This is a genomic window from Pricia antarctica (genome assembly GCF_900101815.1).
Lineage (GTDB): Bacteria > Bacteroidota > Bacteroidia > Flavobacteriales > Flavobacteriaceae > Pricia > Pricia antarctica.
Genome location: NZ_FNAO01000015.1, coordinates 18,211 through 37,533, shown reverse-complemented (window position 1 = coordinate 37,533; position 19,323 = coordinate 18,211). Strand labels below are relative to the sequence as shown.

Here is a 19,323-nt window from a genome sequence, read left to right as displayed (position 1 = left end):
CGTATAGCCATAAGGCTCCCTTGCACTTTGCGCATATTCATGGTAATGATGGAGAAAGGTGAAACCGGGATGGTTTCGGGCTTTGTTCATGCCCTCGAAATAGCGCATGAGCCCGTCATACCGCCCGTTGTCGATGGTTGTACGGGAAGGGAAAAGTTTTTCCAGGGCGGCATTGTCAAAGGAGAGCAGCTCTTTAAAAGAGTAGTCGCTCCCCTTGAACAGGCGCATATACGTATTTACCGTGTTGCGGGAGATACCGAGGGCAGTCCCTATTTTACGGTTGCTGTAACCGTCCAAATGCAAGGTGATAATTTGTTTAAGGTCCATTGGATCAAGTGTGTTGGCCATATCGTGCTTTTATGTTAGCGCGATAAGGTAATTACTTGATCTCCCAAAGTGGCACAGAACGAACCGATGGAACTGGCACGGATCGAAACGTTTTGGTGCCTATCCCAGATCGGCCGGCACAGATCGAACCGTAATTATTGGCACAGATCGAACCGAAATGCCTGGCACAAAGCTTCCGAAATCACTGGCACAATCCGAACCGAAGTATCCACAATTTAAACTCGTAAAATACTTCCATCAAAAGACTACGGCATAAAGTTAACGTTTTCACCCCTGCTCATTTATTCCGTTTCCTTTAGAGCTAAAATGTCTTTAATGTCGCTTATTTACAACAAAATGGTTATATTTGTCGTTAATAAGCAACGTTATGAATTCAAAGAAAGCGATAATCCTTCCAAAATATCAGAAGATGTTTGATGGTATTGGCGAAAATATCAAGCTGGCGCGTAAACGCAGAAAGCTAACCACAGAACAGGTTTCCGAACGTGCAGGAATACACCGCGCTACGTTGCACCGTATTGAAAAAGGCGACCCAGCTGTGGCAATCGGAATCTATTTTAATGTGCTAAAGGTGCTGAACCTTGAGAGCGATTTCTCAAAAATTGCCCAAGACGATGAATTTGGTCGTAAACTACAAGACTTGGATTTATTATAGATTATGGCACAGGGAAAGTTTGATATATATGTATATGCAGATTGGATTGGATTGGATGGCCCGATTCAAATAGGTGTGCTTTCGGCACATTTCGCGAAAGCGAAAAAGGCCTTCAGCTTTGAATATAATAAGGACTGGTTGGAAAGGGGCTTGTACCAACTGCTTGACCCAGATATTGCCTTTTATTCAGGACCTCAATATCCTACTGACAAAGAGAACTTTGGAATATTCTTAGATAGTATGCCAGACACTTGGGGCAAGACATTGATGAAACGTCGCGAAGCACAAGATGCCAGAGCTCGTAACGATAAGGCTCGAACCCTATATGAAATAGATTATCTGTTAGGTGTTTATGACGAAAGCCGAATGGGCGCATTACGATTTAAAACCAACAAAGACGGACCATTTTTAGATGACGATGATAAAAACCCTACGCCACCTTGGTCGTCCCTTGGTGATTTACAAGAAGCTGTGAACCAACTGGAAAGCGACGCTGAGAGTGACGAAGTAAGACAATGGATAGCTGTATTGATTGCACCTGGTTCTTCTTTAGGTGGTGCACGGCCAAAGGCGAATATTCTTAGTAAGGATAAAAGTCTCTGGATTGCTAAGTTCCCATCTAAAACTGATACTGTGGATAAGGCAGCTTGGGAATACCTCGCCTATACGCTTGCAGTCAGCTGTGGTATAGAGATGGCAGAATCAAAAATTGAAAAGATTTCAGGTCACTACCATACATTTCTTACTAAGAGGTTTGACCGAGAAAAAGATGGCCGCATCCACTTTGCCTCTGCAATGACAATGACCGGATATAATGAAGAAATCCTTAAGGCCACTACTTCAAGCTATTTAGATATTGTGGACGTAATTGAGAATTACGGGACTAATGTTGAGGCTAATTTACACCAACTGTGGCGTAGGGTAGTATTCAATATAGCCATATCAAATACGGACGACCATTTACGCAATCACGGATTTATCCTTACCGAGAAAGGTTGGGAACTTTCGCCAGCCTACGATTTGAATCCGTCAATTGAAAAAGATGGATTGGCGCTCAATATAGATATGGATGACAATGCCTTGGATTTTGAACTGGCCAAAAGTGTTGGTGAGTTTTTTCGCTTAAGCGAAAATGAAATGAAAACCATACTTGATGAAGTTATAAGTGTGGTGAAGGATTGGAAATCGTTTGCCAATCAAATAGGCATATCCAATAAAGAACAGCTTTTGATGGAATCTGCTTTTAAATCTGAAGTTTAATATGGATTATAAGGAAAGGGAATGCATCAAGAAACAAACCTTGGTTGTAAGAGATTGACTTGTATATGGACAAAAAACAAAAGAAACAATTATAAATGGAATTGAAATATATTATAGAAATATGTGTCGCAATTGATATTGCAATCATTGGTTTAGCGTACCCAATTACATTAGACAAGATATCCAACATTGGGAGCAAGTATAAGTCCAACTATTTATCCCGTGTCTTTGAAAAAGAAATACCCCAGATAAGCATTGGGCCAAAACTAAAGTTTCGGTCAAGACCATTAACCTTATTTGAATGGTTGCTTTTTACAACTTTTTTCTCTTTTCTTTTTTTAATAGCCAAATTTAACCCTTGGTTTCCGTGGTTGGCTAATAGCATGCAGAAAACGGGCATTGTATACCACCTTCGCCGGAAAAAATTAGCATAGCAAAACAACCAACAAAATACTGACCTTCAACCTAGTACAACGAAATATTGGGTGGTTCAATTTTACCGTTTTTAGTGGTTCCCATAATCCGTCCCTCCCACCTTTATCTCATTAGCATCATAAAACAAGGTTCAAATCAAACTTTCATATTTATTTTGAACAGATGCGACAGAACCCTTTAATTTTGAACAGATGCGACAGAACCCTTTAATCCGGCGCACGTGGTATACTTTGACCGGCTCATCCACTTTTTGCTTTAAACATACAAACTACAAAATGATTTGATTCAATTTGAATTTTAGAATCAAGGTGTTTCTTAAAAGATTAAGTTGTATGACTCCTCAATCGACTTGATTTCTTCATCGGTCAGTTCCTCAAATTCTTTTTCTCTTTTATTCTTTGAAAGCTTGCCTTGGTTTTGGTTCAGAAACTTGATTAATAAGTCCACCTTGGTATCCGGCAAGGTTACAATGGAATTAATGTAGTTCGTCATTCGGTCGTACTTTTCAAGAAAGTCCAGCTCTTCGGGAATTATTTTTTCAATGGTCTCTTCTACGCATTCATACAGAAATTCAGCTTGAAGTGTAGCATCAAAATAACGGTACAAATCGATGGTTTCATTGGTTATTTCGACATTATGGTCCGTTGTAGGTTTCCATTCGATTAAATCGATTCTAGGGGAGGAGTAGGCTTCCAAAACGTCTTGATATTCCCCGATACGGTTCAAGATGGCGGCTGAAACCGGAAATATCATATCCCGTTTCGTATAGCCCATGCGCACTAAAATATGATGCATCAAATAGCGATGGATCCTGCCATTTCCATCAGAGAGGGGGTGTATGAACACAAAGCCAAAGGCTATGCTAGCCGCCGCCAAAACAGGATCGTAATCGCTTTTTTGTAATAGCATGTTGGTATTTATGACCCCGTTCATGAGCGATTGTAAATCTTTTGCCCTTGCGGAGATATGGTCGGGCATAGGCAGAAAGGTTTCTCGGTCGTGTTCGCCGATAAAGCCCTCGCCCGAACGAAGGCCCATGTATTTCAATTTTTTTACTCCAATTACAATATCCTGCAAACGTTCAATCTCGCTTATGGACAGTTCTTTTTTTCCTGCCTGCCCGATTGCCTTGCCCCAATTTCTCGCTCTCATATTAGGGGGGTATTCGCCCTCAATAGCAAAGGAAGCTTTGGAATCCTTTAGTAATAGAAAGGCCGCCGTTCTGCGGATCAAATCTCTATCCCTTCCTTTTAAACCTTTTTCCATAAGCTCTGGAAACTTGGTGGTAGTGTAAATATCCAGTTTTTCGGTTTTTCTAATCATAGGACAAAACTCACGAGTACCCGGCAAATTATTTTTTATGCGGTGTCTTGTACTATTCTCAATAGGCCCGGTATATTGAAGTTTTGGATTTACGATTTCTACATAGGTGCCAGTTTTTAAATCGGGAATATCAAGTTGTTTGTCCAAAAGCCACTCATATAGGAACCATACCCGTCTTGAATACTGACTGGTGGGTTCGTTCTCCATCATATCTTTAACGAGGGACTCTCCTGTATAAAGAAAGAATTCTTTTAAAATCAATAAATCAATGCCTTCGTATTTCAAAGTGAATATCAAATGGGCAATCTCATCTTTGGTAGGCATATAGCGATTTGCAAACACCTGCCATTCCTCGGTATTGTAACGTTGTTGCTTATCCGTAACCACAGCCAGTACATCGGGTAGCGGTAATCGTCTGTCTGTATGATCCTCCAAAATTTGAAGGAGGAGGGCGTAACCTACCAATATGCCCTCTTCAGGTAGAACTCTACCATGAAAAGTGGTTACTTTCCGTGAAAATCGATTACTTATGACCATCTTTCATGAAATGTGATTACAAATATAGCATGAAAAACGATTACTTTCCGTGAAAAACGATTACTTTTTGACAGAAAACATGAAAAGTGGTTACTTTTTATATGTTGCAAATGAGAATAATTGCGAAAGTTTTAAAAGATTTCTTGGAAATGAATTATTTGAAGAGCTCTAATTGATTCGGGTCTGTTCCACTAACCCAATCGTTCATTGTATGAAATGATAGTAGTTCTTCACTAACTCCCAAATCCACCAATAATTTTAATCGTTTCCGGATACTTTTTTTCTTATGATACCCTACGTTCCATTTCACTTTTTGCCTATCTATATTTTTTGCAATACCTCGAAATATTTGGAGTCAACCTCCGACATTGAAGGGCCAATTATTAGAATTTCCCCAATACTGTTCAATGCAAGAAAATAATCTATATTTTCGTTAATTATTTCCTCACTCCGTTTATAAGTTTTAATAAAATAGGCATCTAACATTGTATTCCCCTCCGTTATTCTAACATCTTGTTCCTCTATATCGGCAACATCGTTAAAGGACTTTATTTCACTTGGATTTCTACTATGTCCTAAAATCAAAGTGGAATTTATATCTATTGCTTAGTTATGTGCAAAAAACGGACATTGTATACCACCTTCGCCAGAAAAAAATGAGCATAGCAAAACAACCAACAAAATACTGACCTTCAAACCAGTACAACGAAATATTAGGTGGTTCAGTTTTGCCGTTTTTAGCGGTTCTTATAATCCGTCCCATCCATAATACCAACAAAATGTAATTAATAGAACAATAGAAGCTATTGCGAAAGGCCAGAGCAAAATTATTTTGGCAATGGCCACAGGAACCGGGAAAACCTATACTGCTTTTAATATTTTTTGGCGTTTAAGGAAATCTGTATTAAAATTACTACTTTTTGTATGCAGACGTCATTTTGAACGCTGCACGTGGTAGTATGGCTGATTTGCCAAATCTGGCTCGAAGCCTGGGTAAAACCATGCATGGCCACTATCGTCAAGCAATTCAAAAAAATACATCAAGGGATAATCCGAATCCGTAAATCCACCTGGAATCGTGTATCGCCAGACTCCGTCTTTTTCAGACATGCTTTCAATTTGGTACGTCTCCGCCTGGTTCACGTGCCTATAGTGGATCTTAGCAGTGTGGACCAAGGGACTCGGAGAGGCCAGTGTAAGCTCAAGAGGCTGACCAGGATCAAATCCGACCGGAATCGCATGTTCGCATGACGAGATGGGCGGACGGGGGTCTAACCATTCGCTGGCAGATGCACTAGGCTCCTTGGGGAAAGCTGCCGATTTGCCGATTTTTCCTCTCAGTAGTTGCTCCATATAATTCAAATCCTGATCGATTGCCGGCAGACGGTCTTTCCAGTGACCCCGTATATGTGGAAATTGGCCAAACCCCAATTTATCCACATAAACATTTTCTGTATCTTGAATAATGGCTACCCAGGCGCTGCGTGCGGCCCTGTAAAAAAATACCGCATCGCGCAGGTAGTCCAAATCTCCTTTTTCTTCATAGAGCGTAAAGGCAACAGCGGCACGCAGTTTCTGCGCGAAAAACATGCCCAATCCACTCTGGACGCTGACATCGATAAACACCCGTCTGAATGAAGGGTCTGTTGGATCGGAAACGTTTTGTTGAGCCAGGGACAGCTGTTCAGTCGAAACCGTTGCAAAACCTTCAAGCCAACTTGCCACGTCAACGGGCGAATAGCGTGCGTGGGGTCGCCCTTCAATCAGGTCATCAACAAACTCATTTGCTGGTGAAAACATCGCCGGATCCAGTGGGCTTACCCGACCAAAAACTTTGGGTTTGGGCGTATCACCATAGGGGTGATCCAGACCGCTTTGGGTAATTGGCATATTGGTATACATCTCAGGCCAGTAGGTCATGGCTGATCCTGCCGGTAAGTGTGATGACGTGATCAGCGGTAGGACGCGGCTTGCGTGGGCTAATGCCTTTTCGACATTGAGAGCGGCCGTACCGAACTCGGCGCGAAGATAACGGCGATAGGATTCGGGATCGGCATCGGGATTGTAAAGATGTCGTCCCCAGATACGATAGGTATAAAGATATTTTCGCCAATTACCGCCTTCGGGGATAAGCGAATCATCCGCATAAATTCGCCGTTCCGGTGATACACCCGAACCCTGGCGGCCCTTGAAGGAAAGCGGTTCACTCACTTCCATCCCCAGACTTCCACAAAAACTGGCATAACGTCCGTATCCAGCGGCCAACACAGGGTCTCCCCATAGCAGAATTTTCTGCATGCCTGGCCAGAGGCGATAGTAAACACCATAATTCCGGTCATTAGACAAAAAATCGGCATAACCGTAACGTGCAATGCTGTTCCGCGGATGGGCGTTGTTGGGCGAAGGTACCCGTTCCATTTCGCGTATAGCAGCCTGATGCGCCGGCAGACCCATATGCTCGGCTGTCAGTTTGGGTGTGACACGGACTGGCATCCCCGTACTCAATGCCATCTCGGTCTGTTCGTAAGTGATTCCTTTAGCGTGCAGATCAATTTCAACACGCCGTCCGCATTCGGCTACGCCCTGAAAAACGGTTTCCCAAAAACTTTTAGATCCATCAGGAATGCCGCTTTCATAATGCGCCCGAAAAGTAATCCCGTCGATGGAAGGACAGGCTTGTAAAAGTGTTCTCACTGCGTTGCGGCAGTACTCCGCATGGGTGTCTTCGGTCAGTCCTTCGATGATGTAGTTTACATCAGGACTATTTATACTCTCATAAGCATGGCCCCACAGGCCCAATTGAAAGTGCAGGCCCCTACGTGACGCCTCTTCACTGATAAATTGCAGCATGGCCAGGTTTTTATCGCGCTCGCCTTTAGCCAAACCGCGTACCCTCACTGAATATCCGGGGACATCGACAAGATAGGGATATGCGAAAATAAAGTAGGAATCGAGAACCTCCTTCGGTGAATCATAGCCCAATCCCAGAGTCAGTGAAAAACGGTTAAAGCGTTGTGTCACCAACATGGACAGGTAGGACTCCCAGAAGGTTTTATCATAAAACCACGACTTATCTTCAACATCGCTGACAAACAGACGTGTCATACTGCGAATGCTATTGACGGGCTGTTCAACAGACGCTTCAATACCACGGAGCATAGCAATGGGTGTCTCACTATAGGCGACACGATCTGACAACTCCAGAATCCCGTAAACCAGGCCGCGCATATCAGCTCCCGTAATCATAAGTACTTTTTGATTTTGTACATGCCCTGAAATTAAAGCCAAAGATTCTGCAGAAGTCGGGAGGTCAACATCGCTTTGATTGGAAAGGGTCTGCGCAAGTCCCGATTCTCCGGGTGTTACAATAATCCGGTCTCCTGACTCGTGAATAGAGGCAAGGTTATACCGGATGTCGGTAACAATATCCTTTTTTTGCAGTGCCTCCTGCAACTGTCCTATTGCCCAAACTACGGGAGGCTGTTTTAAAGCGAGATCAGATGCATCCGAAATGACGAAGATGGTGACTGTATCATTTGTTTGGGCTCCAATTAAAGAAAAGGAACCTGATAGGATTATTGCAGTGCTTGCAATAATCCTTATGAATTGCAGCGTTAATATTGAAAAGATTCCATTTTTTTTTCTTTTGCCATCATACCGGTAAGTCTTTTGCTTCGGTTGCACTATTTTTGTTTTCTTCATTTTAGATGATTTAAGATGAAATAAATCCTTAATACTCTCCACATGCATATTCTATCAATGCATTTGAATTCGATTTATAAGAACAATAAATTACTGGTTACGCAGCGATTTGACCAAAATTGGTTTTAGGTATTGATAACCTGTCCAGTTCTTCAATGGGAAAAAATCAAAAATTTCTATCAAAAAGCAGCTTAAAGTGACGTTTGTCGTACAATCAATCGAGTTGATTTGCCTTTATTTAAATTGTTTGTTTTTTCATTTTTCATATCGTGCTATAAAATAAGGGGTTCTTTTCTCGAAATCGGGAAACATAGTAATATTGCCTTGATTGTCGCATGCCTCAAAATAGTACATTAAATCCCATTTCTTGGGTAATAGTGATTCGGGAATAACGGCCTCATAATATCCATTCCCCTTTGGGATTAAAGCAACTGAACCGTAATTTTGATGCTGGTTTAAACCACGAAATTTAACATATACAGATTTAATAGCCGAGGCATCTGATACTTTCGCTCGAATAACCAATGCATCTTTATTCGAAAAGGAGATTATTGGTTCATGCTCTACAATTGGTGCCTCAAAATCATTGGTAAAGAATATGCTGGCGAAGGCATTGTCCAGTTCTGCCTTTGGATACAATGTACATCTCCCCTGGTCATCTTCGATATCGATTTTATAATTTAGTTTTTCAACACCTTCTAAAGTAGGAATTATCGCTTGAAAACGTCCTGGCTGTATTTTTTTCATAGGAACAGATTTCATTCCTGTTAACAAATCACCGTAGGTTAGTACAGCATTTCTAATTGAATCCAAGGATTTTACCAATACAGTTAAGGTGTAGGGTTGATTTGGTTTTACATATTTTGGACTCAGTTGTACAATAGAAGGGCCCAAATCATATATTGAAATACTATTTAATAACCACATCGAGTTAGTTTTACTAGCAACAGTAAGATTTAACCAACCATCTGTAACCCTTGCTTCCAATGAACGAACTACTCGCTCTCCGGCCGGCACTTTAAATTCATTGGTCTTATTAACTCCATTAGCGCGCAACCACATAGGACCATAATCTTCCGGAGCGTCTCTTGAATCGAACATGACAAAATCAATTCGATAATTTCCATTGGGTATTTTTGTTGAAAAAGTAGCATAGGCAGTTTGATGAGGGCCACGAAGAAAATCTCTATCACTGTCATGTCGTAAAGAGCGTTTCGTCCATTCATTACTACTTGTCTCAATAAAAATATTATGATTCGTCCACCCGTGATTACCTATGTCAAACTGTTGGTACCAAGGAGCAGTTTGTGGGGCGTCAATTTTAACATCACCTTTCACGGATATTAAAGGGCCCATGTCATATGTTACTATCTTCTGAGGCTCTGTTTTAGCTTTATAATCTTGATTAGATAACTTTTTATATCCTTCTTCAAGAAGGTTTAATTCATCTTTCCAATTCCCCCGCATACGTTTCGTATCGCCCATTATAAGATCATCATTGAAATATCCTTCGGTAAGCTCCACAATTTTTTTCCAAGTATTTATGGCTTCCTTTTCCGACGTTATGGCATCGAGATAAGCTTGAGGATTCCCTGTTTGTTTATATAAGGCATAGTTCAGCCCGGCTGGGATACGCTTTGCATGATAATCCCCTAAAAGTGAAAGTATGGTTAGGTCTTTTATCATCCCAGTAAATGCTTTGTCCTTGGGACCCTTTTTCTCTTTTTCAGCTTTATTAACCAAATCCATCACATCTTTTGATTGATTTTCAAACCACCTTGCAGTAGTTTTGGGATGAACTTTCGGCGAAGTCTTACCCGCTAAATCAAGTCGGGTCGCTTTTTGCATAGATAAAAATTGACCAACGTCCGATGGTAGCGTGGATGCGTAGGTAGGAAGATCTCCCCATCGTTGTTTCTCAGCCCAACTGTAATCAGCACTAATATCATATAAGGCATATGCGTTTATTCTAGGTAATATACGACTTGCTTTATGCAAAGCACTCATAAGCAAAGGCCCAGCTATTTTCCCATAACCATTTTCGAAATCACTGATGTAATAATTTTCATTAAGATTAGGGTCGTACCCAATACGTCCAAAAATCTGATAAAAGTGATTATAACGTTTCCATTCCCAGTCATAATACTGATATTTCTTTTGGAGAACATCGTATGTATTTCCTTTAACCCCAGCCATTTTGAAGGCTAAAGGTTCATTTACCTCAAATCCATCACCATCCAATTCCATCACATTTTTCACAAAGTTCTTAGCATATTGCGGGTCTGCCCAGGGCAGCACTCGGGTAGTTCCAAAATTCCACAGCCTATAATGCATTTTCATTTGTTTTGGGTAATTAAGCAAATCGGCATACCCATGGCGTCTTATAAATTGATCTGCCCGGCCTAATTGTATAGGTGCATAAGGAAGCCCCATTTGTTCGCCCCAAAATTTTGTAGTTATACGTATATTCAAACCACTTTGATTTGCCTGATCAATAAGATCATCTGTAAAGCCCTTTGCCCTCATATCGATTGCGATATTCGGATGAACGCTACGACCTATTGCATTATATATCGAATTCCAAAATTCTAGTTGTCTGGGCAATGGCAGGGAGGATTCAAAATGTACGCGAAACTGTAGTCCGTCCAGACCAGGATAAGTGTTCAATAATTTCGGCAATGCTTTTTGCGTGTAAGCCAACAAATTTTCATCATTTATTCCTATAGGGTCCATTTCTTCTGGGAGTAATCGATGAGTATCTGTCCATATTCCCACTGGGAGTCCTCGATGGATATGTGTCCATATTCCCAATTTAAATAATAAACCCCGTTTATGTGCCGCGTTTATTATATTATCCAAGGCCTTAAGATTACGGAGTTGAGACTCGGCCGAAAGTCCCAAGACTTTTACAGATTCAAATCCAGGCACATCAAAAAGATATGGATATGGTGGGGAAAAATATCCCGTAGAGTTATATCCCATAATCAATACGAAAGTGGTATATCTGTTTTTGACGAGCATATCAAAATATTCGTTCCAGTAATTGTCGTTATAGAAATATTGCTCAAACTCCGAAGGGTTCATAACCGTCTTTGAAATTGCCCGTTCTGCGATAAATGGACTACGTGTAACTGGCAATTTTTGGGACAATGATTGATTGCCCAGCTCTAAGGCAATCTTAGCATATTCCTGCAAGGCATAAATAAGGCCAATGGAATCGAACGCCATCACGATTGTTACAGGACTACCTTTCCATAAAGTTGACACCAAAGCATAACTCTGTGGAACCTTAGGGCTTATTTTCCCTGTCGTTTTAAAAAGGCGATTGGACAGCTCGTTTCCCTCACTAAATCCCAAGAGTATCTGGTGATCGTACTTTCGTAAGGGCGTCAGTTCGTTTTCTATAAAACAGTTCCATCCCACTTCTTTCATAGAATCCCGAAAGATTTCTACTCCATAATATGCTACAGGATCGTTCTCAATTTCGTTTCCTAGAATAATCCTAAGGCTCTGGGCCTGGATACTATTGAACAAAATGAAAACACATGCAAAAGTCCATAATTTTAGGGTTTTCTTTTCACTGATAATGTCAGCCATATTCGCAGGAATTTAGAATTTAAGAAAAAATCTATAAAATTCATTTTTAATAATCCACCAATAGCAGTCATAAATATTAATTTTGCTTTTTTATAAACATCTTTATAAAAAACTATTGAAAATTTACCTTTATCGTAAATAATGTAAGAATCATTTCGACAATTATCGAGGCGAATCAGTTACCACATTAGGGTCAATATGGTCGTAATAAGAACTCACTTTTTTAATCACAAACATTTGTTGGTTTAAATGTGCTTCCAAAGGCCCCTAAGTGTATTAAAATCAAAATCTGGGCAAATGTCCATACATGACATTTGGTGATTGTTACCGTTTCAACAGCTCATTTTGACTTTTTGATTTTTTAAAAAAGGCGCAGTGCCGATTAAATGCACTGCGCCCAAAACTAACTAACTCAAACTAACTTTCTTTTAAAGCTTTCTTCTTGTCCAATCGCTTCTGTAATAGGGGTTTTTTGTTTTAATTATTCGGATGGTTTTCCCCACATTATTTTGCCATCAACTACTTTGGGACGAAATAATCATTTATCGGATTAAATGGAATTCCGTTATCAGGGCTATAATAATATTAGTTGTCTCGACCATTGATATAGCCGTATTTTTGATCAGCATGAAAAATCATACGCTTACTTTTCTTTTCAGTAAATTCCGAAAAAATCACATAACATCCTTAAGTGCCGCCAGCAGCATATTTACATGGTTGGCATCCGAGCTTTCCCCCATTAGACCGATGCGCCAAACCTTTCCGGCAAAGGGTCCCAAGCCACCACCGATTTCTATATTGTATTTTTCCAAAAGGCGTTTCCTGACATCGGTATCGTCAACACCTTCCGGAATTCGCACGGCATTCAACATGGGCAATCGGTACTTTTCCTCCACTAAATATTTAATCCCCATATTTTCCAGTCCGTCACGTAGCAGTTCATAGTTTCTTTGATGTCTTTTGAAACGATCGGCAAGGCCTTCCTCCAAAACAATGCGCAACGCTTCGCGCATGGCGTACATGGCCGATACCGGGGCCGTATGGTGATAGGCCCTTTTGGCCCCCGCCCAATAATTTTTGACCAGCGTTAAATCCAAAAACCAGCTCTGCACCTTGGTCTTTCGACTTTCCAGAACGTCAATGGCAGCTTGACTAAAAGTGACAGGGGAAAGTCCCGGAGGTGCGCTCAAACACTTCTGGGTACCGGAATAGAGGGCGTCGATGCCCCATTCGTCAACTTTCAGCTCGGCCCCGCAATAGGAGGTTACTGCATCCACCACAAAAAGGGCTCCAGCCGCTTTGGTCAACCTACTTATCTCTTCCAGAGGCTGTAATACGCCGGTGGAAGTTTCGGCATGTACGATGGCCAAAACTTTTGGCGATCTATTTTTCAAGGCCCGCTCAACGTCCTCTATTTTTATCGGCGTTCCCCATTCCGCCTCGACCTTTATAACTTTTGCCCCACACCGTTCCGCAATTTCGGCCATACGGTTCCCAAAAACACCGTGTATGCATATTACAGCTTCGTCCCCAGGTTCCAGTAGGTTGACCAAACAAGTCTCCATTCCTGCACTTCCCGGGGCCGAGACGACAAAGGTCAACGGATTTTTTGTTTGCAGGGTTTCTTGTGTCATGGCCTTGATATCATCCATAACCCCTAAAAATTCGGGGTCCAGATGCCCTATCAAAGGAGTGGCCATTGCCCGTAATACCCTCGGATGTACCTCACTTGGACCAGGGCCCATCAAAACCCTTGTACTTGTTTTCATTTCATCAATTTTTCCCATTGTCGTTATTTTTATTTTTATACATTTGGTTTCAGAGCTTGTTCTAGTTTATATCATTATTTTTTACCGCCCTTATGGACTCTACAAAGTGTATCGGTCTTGCCTTGGTAAAATGTTGTATTTGATGACGGCAACTAAATCCACAGGCCACTATATCGTGATCTTCCTGCAATCGTTCCACGGCCGGGAACAGAACTTCCCCACCGATTTTTTTGGACAGGTCATAGTGTTCCTTCTCATATCCGAAGGAACCCGCCATACCACAGCAACCGGATGGTATTTCTTGGACCCCCTTTACGGAATCCTTTAGTAAGGCCTTCATCGCATTGGTGCCGTACAATGCCTTTTGGTGGCAATGCCCGTGAATGGCCAAGGCCTTGGAAATTGGTTCAAAATGGACATCCAACCGGCCTTTTTCCATTTCATCGGCCAGGAAGACGTCGATCATCATCACTCCGTTTTTCAATTGATCGGCCATATCCTGATCGGCTATAAGATCCGGCAGGTCATCGTTCAGGGCGGAGGCACAGCTAGGCTCGCAGACCACGACCTTTAGCCCCTTGTCCAAGAATGTTTTTAGGCCGCTCATTGTTTTTAAGCCGTCCCTTTTGGCATCCCTAAGGAAACCATGGGAAATTTTGGGCCTTTGGCAGCAGCCTACGTTCGCCAAAATTACCTCATATCCGCAAGAATTCAATAATTGAAGGGCGGAGATGCCGATTCGGGGCTCGTGATAGTTTAAATAGGTATCGGCGAACAATACCACCTTTTTATTCCCCGTGTTCGTTTTATGGGCATGTTTTTCGAACCACTTATAAAATGGCTGTTGAGCAAATTCGGGCATAATCCTCCGCTTGTCGATTTTGGCCGTAAGTTCCAAAATAAATCGGAACAGACCGCTTCTTTGAACGGTATTCACTGCGCCCGCTTTCCACCCTGAAATATTTGCCGCGGCCTTTGCCGAACCGCGTATCAGCCGATCCCTGAAAGTAATGCCATGTTCGTCGTAATACATTTGCAGGGTATCGCTTTTCATTTTTGCCATATCCACATTACTGGGACATTCGGACTTACACGCCTTGCAGGAAAGACAAAGGTCCATGACCTCGTGGAGGCGCTTGCTCGACAGCCCTTCTTCCCCGAATTGGCCGGACATAGCCATTCGAAGTGCATTTGCCCTACCGCGCGTGGAATGTTCCTCGTCCCTGGTAGCCTTAAAACTTGGGCACATGGTTCCCCCGAGCAATTTTCGGCATTCACCCACCCCGGTGCACATATGTACGGAAGATTCAAAACCTTCCTCGGCCTTGTATTTATATTCCGTTCTAATGGATTGATCTTTATAGGCCGTACCATAGCGCAAGTTATGCTCGATTGTCTGGGCCTCGACAATTTTACCGGGGTTCATCAGGTTATCGGGGTCGAAAAGTTTTTTTATCTCCAAAAAGGCCCCGTACAGGGTCTCCCCGAAAAATCGTTTATTGTAGGCGCTTCGTACTAGACCATCGCCATGTTCCCCGCTCCACGAGCCCTTGTATTCCATCACCAGTTCAAAGGTGTCGTCGGTAATTCCCTTCAATCGTTCGATGTCCTCGGCCAGCCTTAGGTCCAATATCGGACGGACATGAATGACCCCCACGCTAGCATGGGCGTACATGGCCGCTTTGGTACCGTGTTTTTCGCATATTTTCAAAACCTTGTCGATATATTCGGGCAAGTGTTCCGAGGGTATTGCCGCATCCTCGATAAACGCCAGGGGCTTTTTATTTCCTTTGAGACCCAGCATAAGTCCCAGTCCCTTTTTACGGATGACCCATACATCCTCATAAGCTTCACCTTCCGGAAAAATCGGGTACGCGTACCCGAATCCTTTTTCTTTCAGTCGTGCAATCATTTGTTCGGGCCTGTCCATTACGTCTTGCATAGTGTCTCCATAAAATTCCACGATCAATATGGCGGCAGGGTTTCCCTCGATAAAATGGCAATGGTGCTTCGTGGTCAGGTTCTCCCTGCTAAGGTCCACCACCGTCTTGTCCAAAATTTCGACCGCGGAAGGCCGGAAGGGCAGCATATACTCGACCGCAGCTATCGCTTCCAGAACCTCCGAAAAATGTACCACACAGATCGATTTGTGCTTGGGTAACGGCGTTAGGTTCATCTTTAATTCCAAGGTCGTTGCCAAGGTGCCTTCGCTGCCACAGACCAGTTTGCTTAAATTCCATTGGTCGGTATAAACGAACTCGTCCAAATTGTAGCCGCCCACCCGACGCATAACCTTGGGAAATCGATGCTTGATCTCTTCGGAATGGGTATCTATCAGTTGTTTAAAGGAGGCATAGATTTCCCCTTCCCTATTGGTCTGTGCGGCTTTTGCCGAAAATGCTTGAGGGGAACAGTTCTTAAAGTGCAGCATAGTGCCATCCGCGAGCAGCACAGAAGCCTCGAGAACATGGTCCACGGTCTTGCCGTACAGAATACTTTTGGTGCCGGAGGAATTGTTTCCCACCATCCCCCCGACATTCGCCCTGCTACCGGTAGCAGGGTCGGGCGCTAAATGTAGACCGTAGGGCTTCAATTCCGCATTGAGGTCGTCCCTAACCATGCCCGGTTGTACACGTACCCATTTTTCCTGTTCGTTTATTTCCAGTAGGGTATTCATGTATTTGGAAAAATCCAATATCATGGAATGGCCTACCGTCTGTCCGGCCAGACTGGTGCCAGCGCCCCTTGGAAGAATGGTAATGTTATTTTTTTTTGCAACACAAACCGCAGCTTTTACGTCCTCGGCATCCTTGGGCAGGATTACGGCGATAGGCTTTATCTGATAGATGCTGGCATCGGTAGCGTACATGCCTAGGGAGTACTCATCAATCAAGATATCTCCCTTAATGTCGTTTTTCAGCTTGAAAAATAGATTTTCCATAGTATTGTTAATGTAGGTTCGATTTAACCAATTGAAACTTTTGTACCCGGTTGTACAGAAGGTCTGCGACATAGATATTTTGTTTACCGTCCAATTCTATGTCGTGGTACCGGCATATCGGGCCAACATAGGAGCCGATCCTGCCAAACTGCTTTCGGACATTGAAATCAGGCCCGAATCGGATGATATTCGACCCTAAGATCAAGGTATCGTTCTTCACAAGATAATCCACGGCGAATAAAGTATTCTGGGAAGGAACGGCCTTTACGCCATATACAGCAGCACCGGAACCGTTCTTCCATTCCATTAAAAAATTTCCCCTGGCATCAAACTTTTGGATACGCGCATTTTCGCGATCGGCTACGATTACGTTACCGTCCCCATCGATATCAATGGAATGGGGAATATGAAACTGTCCATTTCCGTTACCGCTTTCTCCCCATTGGAACAAAAACTTTCCGGAAGGAGAAAATTTAACGATACGACTGTTTCCGTAACCATCGGACACATAAAAAGATCCATCTTCCGCTACTGCCACATCCGTAGGCTTGTTAAAATGCAGGGAATCCGACCCCGGTTCCCCCGCTACGCCCAATTTCATCAGCAACTTGCCATTGGCGGCAAACTTAAAGACTTGATGAAGCCCTACATCCGTGACCCAAATATTATCGTCCCGGTCCACGTTTAGTCCATGGGGCCAGGAAAAGAGGTCGGCACCCCAGGCATCGAGGACCTTGCCCGTTTTTGCCTCTAATTTTACTATGGTGTTCCTCGGGATAAGGATACTGGGATCGGCCCCGGAAGCGGCCCCTGCACGATGAAAGACAATAAGGTCGCCATGGCTGTCCACCCCTAGCCCGGAAGGTTGTCCCATAACTGAATCCGAACGCGAACGAGGCCAGTCCTCCACCAACCGATAACTGTCCTTGTTTCCTGATTTTTGTGTATTTTCTTGCCCATAAAACAAGTTAAGGACCATCAGGCAATAAATGGGCAATATTCTTTTTAAATCAAATATCATAAACATACTTTTTCAATTGACGTAGTTCCATATTATAATCTTAAACTTCGCAGGCAAATCAGGAAAGCAGCAACAGCCCCAAGAGGCCGACAACGACCAAATAATAAATGGTCGGCAATATTGTTTTTCTCAGGACTATCCCTTCCTTTCCTAAAAATCCGACGGTAGCCGAAGCGGCCACAACATTGTGGATCGCGATCATGTTTCCCGCTGCAGCTCCTACAGCCTGGAGCGCTACGATAATAAAAGAGGGCATTTCCAATTTGGCGGCCACACCGAACTGGAACAGCGATAACATAAGATTACTGACCGTATTGCTGCCCGCAATAAATGCACCCAACGCACCGATGGTGGGGGCGAACAGGGGATATATGGCACCCGCCTTGCCAGCGACCCACTCCGCCATGGCTATGGGCATACCGGGAAGACCTGCAGGATTTGCGCCCGAATTGATATAGATACGGACCATCGGGACCGTAAAAACGAGAACGAAACCGGCGCCCAACAGCATTCTTGCACTATCCTTGAACGCGACCTTGACCTTGTCGGATTTCATTTTATGCAGCCCTATTGTAATGATCCCCGCCAATAACAAAATGGTGCCTGGCAGATAGAGCGGAGTGCTGGATGCCGAGATGGAGGTATCGAATATCTCTGCCCATGTAACCTTAACATCGTTAAGCCACCCCTTTAGCGGCAGTTGCGGAAGTCTTGACAGTACCAAAAGCGCGGCCATACTAAGATAGGGCAACCATGCCTTGCCCAAGGACATTTTTTTTTGGTCGCCGCTACTGTCGAATTTTACGTTCAAAGTACCGAACCAAGAGGTAGGCCAATTTTTTTCGGCATCAAAATCCCATATTTTTTTCGGCATCAAAAAACCACGTTTTGCAGCAATTACAACAATAGGTATGGCCACCAACGCACCGAGCATCGAAGGGAATTCTGGGCCAAGAAATATGCCCGTAAGCACATAGGGGACAGTAAAAGCGAGTCCCCCGAAAACAGTAAAGGGCAGTACCTGCAGGCCTTCTTTCCATGATCTGTTCTTGCCAAAAAACCGGGTCATCATGCAGACCATAAGGGTAGGCATAAGCGTTCCGGTTATACCGTGTAGGATTGCCACGTCGGAGGTCACCAACTGTATGTAATCGGAAAGTTCAAGCCCCGATGCGGCCAGCTCGGCGGTAAATTCGGGACTTTGGATCCCGCCACTTACCCCGACCAGTATGGGAGTGCCCACGGCCCCAAAGGATACCGCGGTACTCTGCACCATCATGCCCAACATTACCGCACAAAAGGCGGGAAAACCCAGGCCCACCAAGAGCGGTGCAACGATTGCTGCCGGTGTACCGAACCCGGCGGCCCCTTCGATAAAGGAACCGAACAGCCAGACAATTATGACCACCTGTACCCTACGGTCCTCCGATATGTTCGCAAAACCTTCCCGGATTGTCCTGAGAGCCTTTGAATACTTGAGCAGATTCAATAATACAATGGCACCAAAAACAATGTACAATATGTCAAAAGTGATGAACAGCCCTTGAACGGTAGAGGCCATAATATCGATAATAGGGATATCCCAGACCGCAAAAGCAATAACAACCGTGACCAAAAATGAAACGGGCATTGCTTTTTTGGCAGGGGTTCTAAAGCCTGTCAAGAGAACCGCGGCGGTTAATATGGGTACCACCGCTAAAAATGCAAGTAACGACGTTGACATATTCGATTGGTT

12 protein-coding genes and 1 pseudogene are annotated in these 19,323 nt (G+C 43.4%); 4 read left to right on the top strand and 9 right to left on the bottom strand.

The window, feature by feature from the left end:
* A partial coding sequence (locus BLT07_RS19795; protein ID WP_175455388.1) for a helix-turn-helix domain-containing protein occupies positions 1 to 348 on the bottom strand: 348 nt, incomplete at its 3' end.
* Between the two features lie 48 nt (positions 349 to 396).
* Between BLT07_RS19795 and BLT07_RS21145 the strand changes: the two genes are divergently transcribed.
* From BLT07_RS21145 to BLT07_RS19785, 3 genes are all read left to right on the top strand, one after another.
* Positions 397 to 567, top strand: a complete 171-nt coding sequence (locus BLT07_RS21145; RefSeq protein ID WP_175455387.1) for a hypothetical protein — start codon at positions 397 to 399, stop codon at positions 565 to 567.
* A gap of 148 nt (positions 568 to 715) precedes the next feature.
* Positions 716 to 1,003 (top strand): helix-turn-helix transcriptional regulator, encoded by a 288-nt coding sequence (locus tag BLT07_RS19790; protein ID WP_091874170.1) that lies wholly within the window; start codon positions 716 to 718, stop codon positions 1,001 to 1,003.
* A gap of 3 nt (positions 1,004 to 1,006) precedes the next feature.
* Positions 1,007 to 2,263 (top strand): type II toxin-antitoxin system HipA family toxin, encoded by a 1,257-nt coding sequence (locus BLT07_RS19785; protein WP_091874168.1) that lies wholly within the window; start codon positions 1,007 to 1,009, stop codon positions 2,261 to 2,263.
* Between the two features lie 750 nt (positions 2,264 to 3,013).
* Here BLT07_RS19785 and BLT07_RS19775 read toward each other — a convergent pair.
* Both BLT07_RS19775 and BLT07_RS21780 read right to left on the bottom strand, forming a co-directional pair.
* Entirely contained in the window at positions 3,014 to 4,558 is a 1,545-nt protein-coding gene (locus BLT07_RS19775) for a Fic family protein (RefSeq protein WP_175455386.1), read from the bottom strand.
* A 321-nt stretch (positions 4,559 to 4,879) separates the two neighbouring features.
* Positions 4,880 to 5,143 (bottom strand): AbiH family protein, encoded by a 264-nt coding sequence (locus BLT07_RS21780; protein ID WP_175455385.1) that lies wholly within the window; start codon positions 5,141 to 5,143, stop codon positions 4,880 to 4,882.
* A gap of 184 nt (positions 5,144 to 5,327) precedes the next feature.
* Between BLT07_RS21780 and BLT07_RS19765 the strand changes: the two are divergent.
* Positions 5,328 to 5,495 (top strand): annotated as a pseudogene (locus BLT07_RS19765) (DEAD/DEAH box helicase family protein); the annotation flags it as partial.
* On the opposite strand, the gene BLT07_RS19760 reads toward BLT07_RS19765, so the two are convergent.
* The 6 genes from BLT07_RS19760 to BLT07_RS19735 form a co-directional block, all read right to left on the bottom strand.
* A complete protein-coding gene (locus BLT07_RS19760) occupies positions 5,492 to 8,260 on the bottom strand; it encodes a hypothetical protein (protein ID WP_091874159.1) in 2,769 nt (922 codons plus the stop codon). The pseudogene BLT07_RS19765 and the gene BLT07_RS19760 overlap by 4 nt on opposite strands.
* A gap of 255 nt (positions 8,261 to 8,515) precedes the next feature.
* Entirely contained in the window at positions 8,516 to 11,857 is a 3,342-nt protein-coding gene (locus BLT07_RS19755; RefSeq protein ID WP_091874156.1) for a hypothetical protein, read from the bottom strand.
* A gap of 674 nt (positions 11,858 to 12,531) precedes the next feature.
* Positions 12,532 to 13,626, bottom strand: coding sequence for a pyridoxal-phosphate-dependent aminotransferase family protein (locus BLT07_RS19750; protein WP_217633362.1), 1,095 nt, complete (start codon positions 13,624 to 13,626; stop codon positions 12,532 to 12,534).
* Positions 13,627 to 13,687: 61 nt separating this feature from the next.
* A complete protein-coding gene (locus BLT07_RS19745) occupies positions 13,688 to 16,567 on the bottom strand; it encodes an FAD-binding and (Fe-S)-binding domain-containing protein (protein WP_175455384.1) in 2,880 nt (959 codons plus the stop codon).
* Positions 16,568 to 16,574: 7 nt separating this feature from the next.
* Positions 16,575 to 17,588 carry a peptidyl-alpha-hydroxyglycine alpha-amidating lyase family protein gene (locus tag BLT07_RS19740; RefSeq protein WP_175455383.1) on the bottom strand — a complete coding sequence of 338 codons (1,014 nt, stop codon included), beginning with the start codon at positions 17,586 to 17,588 and terminating at the stop codon, positions 16,575 to 16,577.
* Positions 17,589 to 17,646: 58 nt separating this feature from the next.
* Positions 17,647 to 19,311 (bottom strand): L-lactate permease, encoded by a 1,665-nt coding sequence (locus tag BLT07_RS19735; protein ID WP_091874147.1) that lies wholly within the window; start codon positions 19,309 to 19,311, stop codon positions 17,647 to 17,649.
* Positions 19,312 to 19,323: the final 12 nt, after the last annotated feature.

What these genes read in the sequence shown, in the direction of transcription:
- BLT07_RS19790 (WP_091874170.1), top strand. Translation starts at nt 716, where the DNA reads ATGAATTCAAAGAAAGCGATAATCCTTCCAAAATATCAGAAGATGTTT.
- BLT07_RS19785 (WP_091874168.1), top strand. Translation starts at nt 1,007, where the DNA reads ATGGCACAGGGAAAGTTTGATATATATGTATATGCAGATTGGATTGGA.
- BLT07_RS19775 (WP_175455386.1), bottom strand. Translation starts at nt 4,558, where the DNA reads ATGGTCATAAGTAATCGATTTTCACGGAAAGTAACCACTTTTCATGGT.
- BLT07_RS19760 (WP_091874159.1), bottom strand. Translation starts at nt 8,260, where the DNA reads ATGAAGAAAACAAAAATAGTGCAACCGAAGCAAAAGACTTACCGGTAT.
- BLT07_RS19755 (WP_091874156.1), bottom strand. Translation starts at nt 11,857, where the DNA reads ATGGCTGACATTATCAGTGAAAAGAAAACCCTAAAATTATGGACTTTT.
- BLT07_RS19750 (WP_217633362.1), bottom strand. Translation starts at nt 13,626, where the DNA reads ATGAAAACAAGTACAAGGGTTTTGATGGGCCCTGGTCCAAGTGAGGTA.
- BLT07_RS19745 (WP_175455384.1), bottom strand. Translation starts at nt 16,567, where the DNA reads ATGGAAAATCTATTTTTCAAGCTGAAAAACGACATTAAGGGAGATATC.
- BLT07_RS19740 (WP_175455383.1), bottom strand. Translation starts at nt 17,588, where the DNA reads ATGATATTTGATTTAAAAAGAATATTGCCCATTTATTGCCTGATGGTC.
- BLT07_RS19735 (WP_091874147.1), bottom strand. Translation starts at nt 19,311, where the DNA reads ATGTCAACGTCGTTACTTGCATTTTTAGCGGTGGTACCCATATTAACC.